Source organism: Hyphomonas sp., from assembly GCF_037969335.1.
Taxonomy (GTDB): domain Bacteria; phylum Pseudomonadota; class Alphaproteobacteria; order Caulobacterales; family Hyphomonadaceae; genus Hyphomonas.
The window spans coordinates 1-3,801 of record NZ_JBBKXE010000072.1 but is presented as its reverse complement, the minus strand read 5'-3'; the positions used below and the strand labels follow the sequence as shown (position 1 = coordinate 3,801).

Here is a 3,801-nt window from a genome sequence, read left to right as displayed (position 1 = left end):
AAGCCCACCAGGGCGACGGTGCGCCCCGTCATGCTGATGCCGCTGGGTTTGGGCCAGGCGCTTTTCTCGCGGATTTCGCGGTCAATGCGATAGGTTTCGCGGGCGAGGCCGAGCGTGTAGGTCAGAGCAACATCGGCGACTTCGGCGCCGAACACGCCGGGTGTGTTCTCGACGGGCAGGCCGAGGTACTTGAAGGCGGCGAAGTCGACATTGTCAACGCCGACACCCCATTTGACGGCTGCTTTCAGGCCGCTTGCCTTGGCGGCGGTGACAACGCGGCGGCTGGCCGGGTCGTCGCCAATGATCCAGCCGTCGAAACCGGGCAGGAGGGCAATCAGTTCGTCCTCGCTGAGGATCTGGGAGGTCTTTGCGGGCACGCCTTCGAGGCCGTGGGCGGCGAAGTCATCTGCGAACTCCGCAAAGAGGCCGAGCATGGGCGGGCAGGTCACGAGGATACGGGGATGGGACATCAGGCTTCCTCAGGCAGTTTTTCGCCGGCGGCGACGCGCGTCAGCAGGGATTCGGCGATGAACCAGTCGGACACTTCATCAATGTCGACAGATTGCAGTTTTGGTGTCGGGAAGAGCAGGGGCTTGCGGCCAATGCGGGCGTTCGTGGATGCAAAGCTCGCCGGGCTGAACAGGTAGCAGACCGAGTTTTCTTCCATATAGGCGGGCAAGTCCTGCGTGCGAATCAGGTTGTCCGGATCGTGGTTTATCGGAGCGCCGTCCGCAGTGTAGAAGCGCGTGTGCATTTCGTTGACCGTGAACAGCGAATCCGCCGTACCTGCTTCGAGTGCGCCAAGATAGGCGGCGATCAGGGTTTCGATCATGTCTGGCTGCAGCAGCGGATTGGTCGTGTGGGTCATCAGGTAATGGTCGGACGGGACGTTCGCGATGTCGTCGCCGAGCACGAGGTTCATGGAGACGAAGTCGCCGCACAATTCTGGTTTGCGGTCGCGGATCATGACGCGCGCGCTGTCGAACAGGCCCTCATCGGCTAGGATCTGCCGGGCGTCCGTGTTGATCACGACCTTGTCGATGGCAGGCACGGCGAGCAGGGCGTCGAGGATCCACTGGAACAGCGGTTTGCCGGCAATCAGCCGGAAATTCTTGGATTTCACGCGGGCGCTATGTGCCTTCATTGGCAGCAGCGCCGTTATCTTGGGGTGTTCGGTCATCGGGTCTTTCCAGTCAGGGCGTCAATGGCCTGTGCGTCAGAAGCCATGCCCAATACGGCATGAGCCCTGAGCCCGCAATCGGGGTGCGACGGCTCAATCCATGAACCTGCGAAGGGTTGGAATACGCCGGGCCAGTCCCTGCCGGACGCGGTCCACCGTCCAGCTAGGCTGTCCCTTGCGATTGTGGCGCGAGGCGGCCGCACGGGGCGGCAGGCCGTCGGCGGCTTCGCGCATCAGGGTAAGCAGTTCAATGGCGGACGGCTTGGCGCCGCTGTCGCGCAAGGGAGCGATCAGTGCAGCAAGGCGGCGTGCGTGCACGATGCAGGAGTGCGGCGAGGATTGGAGCAATTCCTGTAACTGGTTGGCGAGGGTGTGCAGAGAGGCGCTGTCGCCGGTCAGGTTCGGGATGAGAGCAGAATAGCGGAAATTGTGGCTGGTCGTGCGGATAAGCTGCCAATCGGAATCGTCGTCCCCGCGCCCACCATCGGCGCCTTCGTAGAGAGCTTCGATTAGGCAATCGAACGGCATTTCCGGATGCTTAAGTACGAGTTCTGCCAGTCGGGGCTGCCAGACCGTGTCGATGAAGTGCTGGAAGGTTGGGTCGCTGGTCGCATAGATGGCGTTGCCGTTGATGTGGCGCTTCTCGCGCTGGCCGAGGGGGTCGGAGCCGCGATAGATGCTGCCCGTGACCCAGGCGGGCTCTGCGCCCCGTAGGTGGCGGTTGATTTGTCCCAGCCAGTCGGGACGGATGGGGACACAGTCGGTTTCCATGTACAGCGCGTGGCCCCAGTGGCCGCGTACCGCGTCCATGGCGGCGAAAAAGATGTTGTTCGGCCCGGCGCGAAAGCCCTGGCTGGTGCGGGGCCCTTGATTTTCGCGGCGGTACACGTCCGCATCGCCCGTCAGGTTGAGATTCAAAAACTGGACTTCGTCGAAGCACTGGCGCAGGCCGGGCTCACTTGCGAGGAAGGCCTGGACCCTGGTTTCGCAGGCTGCGGCGGCGGCATTGTTGCAGATAAAGAAGAGATCGGGCCGACGTGACGGCGGGGGGACGAGACTGGGGAAAAACGCCGGCTGGGCCCAGAGCCAGAGATTGTCCAGGGCCTGGTCCTGCTCGCCAGTCGTGAGGGGGACCAGAATGGTGCCCACGCCTGCCTCGTTCAGAAGCCCCTCCAAATCTCCGTAAGGCAGGATGGCTTCTGCATTCAGCCGCGAGTCGCGGTTCGCATTGATCAGGGTCACAGGCACCTGTTCGCGCAGGAAATCGTCGCGAACCGCCTCGAACGCGGCGATATGCAGTTCCCGGGCATGGACCTCAGGATTGGGAACCTGAAAGGCGTCGCCCTGCCGCTGATAGTCGTCGAAAAAATAATTCGGATTGCTGGCGGGTGTTTCGGTCATTATCAGGCGGAGATTATCGACCGGGTCCGCCTCTGACAGCGTTTGATAGGTCAGATCGATACCGAGGAGGACAATCTGGGCATAGCCGAGCCAAGCACCATAGCGCACCGAATAGGCGCCGGTCGTGATGAAGTTGGCTTGCTCGGTACGGAACGCCTCGCTGTCGATGAATGTCAAGCCGTGGGCCTGCCCGCGCTCCCTGAACCAATAGGGGACGAATTCGTCCAGGAATCGCACATTCGGATGACCCGCCAGGCCAGGCTCAAGCTCGAGCATGCGGCCGGATAGGAAAAAGGAGCGGATTCGTTTTTCTGCAATCAAGCGCAGTATTTCGCTCCGGTGCGTGTCGATGAGTGCGTCGTCTAGACAAGCATAGTGGGTCGGACGCCAGTCAATGCGATCCCAGTGCCTGTACGCCGCGTTCATGCCCAACGTATCCACATCGGACAGGCGCCCAAAGTCGAATCCACGCAGGCTGGGGCCGTTTCCCATGACGACGAGGGAGTTTGCAGGTCTCAGATCCCGGTGCATACGATCAGAGGGGAGGGTCATGGGTCGCCTTGGACAATCGCAGATGTCCTGCTTTTGCGCGGCAGCGCCTCCGGCGTCAATGTTCGCATGCTGTTTTCAGTCGACCGCGCCGAACCGGACGGGCTATGTTGACACTGAGTACCCTGTCGGGCACGTCGGAGACAGATTTTGCACCCTCAGTTCAATCGTCGGATAACGGTCTGGAAACATGAATAAAGATCGTTTGGAGAAGCAGGTTCAGAACGGCGTTCAGGTGCGGACCTATGTGCCGGACTCACGGTATTCAGCGGACGCATTCGAGGCGATCCGGGAGCTGTTCGCGGAAGTCTGGTCGTTTCGGTCGCACATCGCGGCGATGTTTGGCGCCGAATTCCGGAGCAGTTACCGGGGCACGGTATTTGGCGTATTCTGGAACTTCGCGCTGCCCCTTGTGCCCTTGTCAGTCTATATCCTGCTGGTGAACCTGCGGGTCTTTCCTGTCTACGACGGATTGAATCCGGCGATCTATATCAGTTTCAATGTCACAATCTGGTCCTTGCTGACGGGGCTGATCACGCGGCCCATCATGGTTGTGAAGAGCCGCAACAAGGAATCGACCCGCACAGCCCAGCCGATATCTGTGGCCGTGGTCGCATCTTTCGCAAGGCTTTGTTTCGACACGCTCGTCCGGATTACGCTGTTGTGCATAT

At 60.9% G+C, this 3,801-nt stretch carries 3 protein-coding genes and 1 pseudogene; 1 reads left to right on the top strand and 3 read right to left on the bottom strand.

What is annotated here, in order from left to right:
* The 3 genes and pseudogenes from AADA04_RS05805 to AADA04_RS05795 all read right to left on the bottom strand — a co-directional run.
* Nucleotides 1–470: pseudogene (locus tag AADA04_RS05805) on the bottom strand (hypothetical protein); the annotation flags it as partial.
* A complete protein-coding gene (locus AADA04_RS05800; protein WP_340692303.1) occupies nucleotides 470–1,180 on the bottom strand; it encodes an acylneuraminate cytidylyltransferase family protein in 711 nt (236 codons plus the stop codon). The gene AADA04_RS05800 and the pseudogene AADA04_RS05805, both read right to left, overlap by 1 nt.
* 93 nt (nucleotides 1,181–1,273) lie before the next feature.
* A complete protein-coding gene (locus AADA04_RS05795; RefSeq protein WP_340692302.1) occupies nucleotides 1,274–3,133 on the bottom strand; it encodes a hypothetical protein in 1,860 nt (619 codons plus the stop codon).
* 187 nt (nucleotides 3,134–3,320) lie between these two features.
* Between AADA04_RS05795 and AADA04_RS05790 the strand changes: the two genes are divergently transcribed.
* Nucleotides 3,321–3,801: hypothetical protein (locus AADA04_RS05790; protein ID WP_340692301.1), on the top strand; the 481-nt coding region annotated here is incomplete at its 3' end.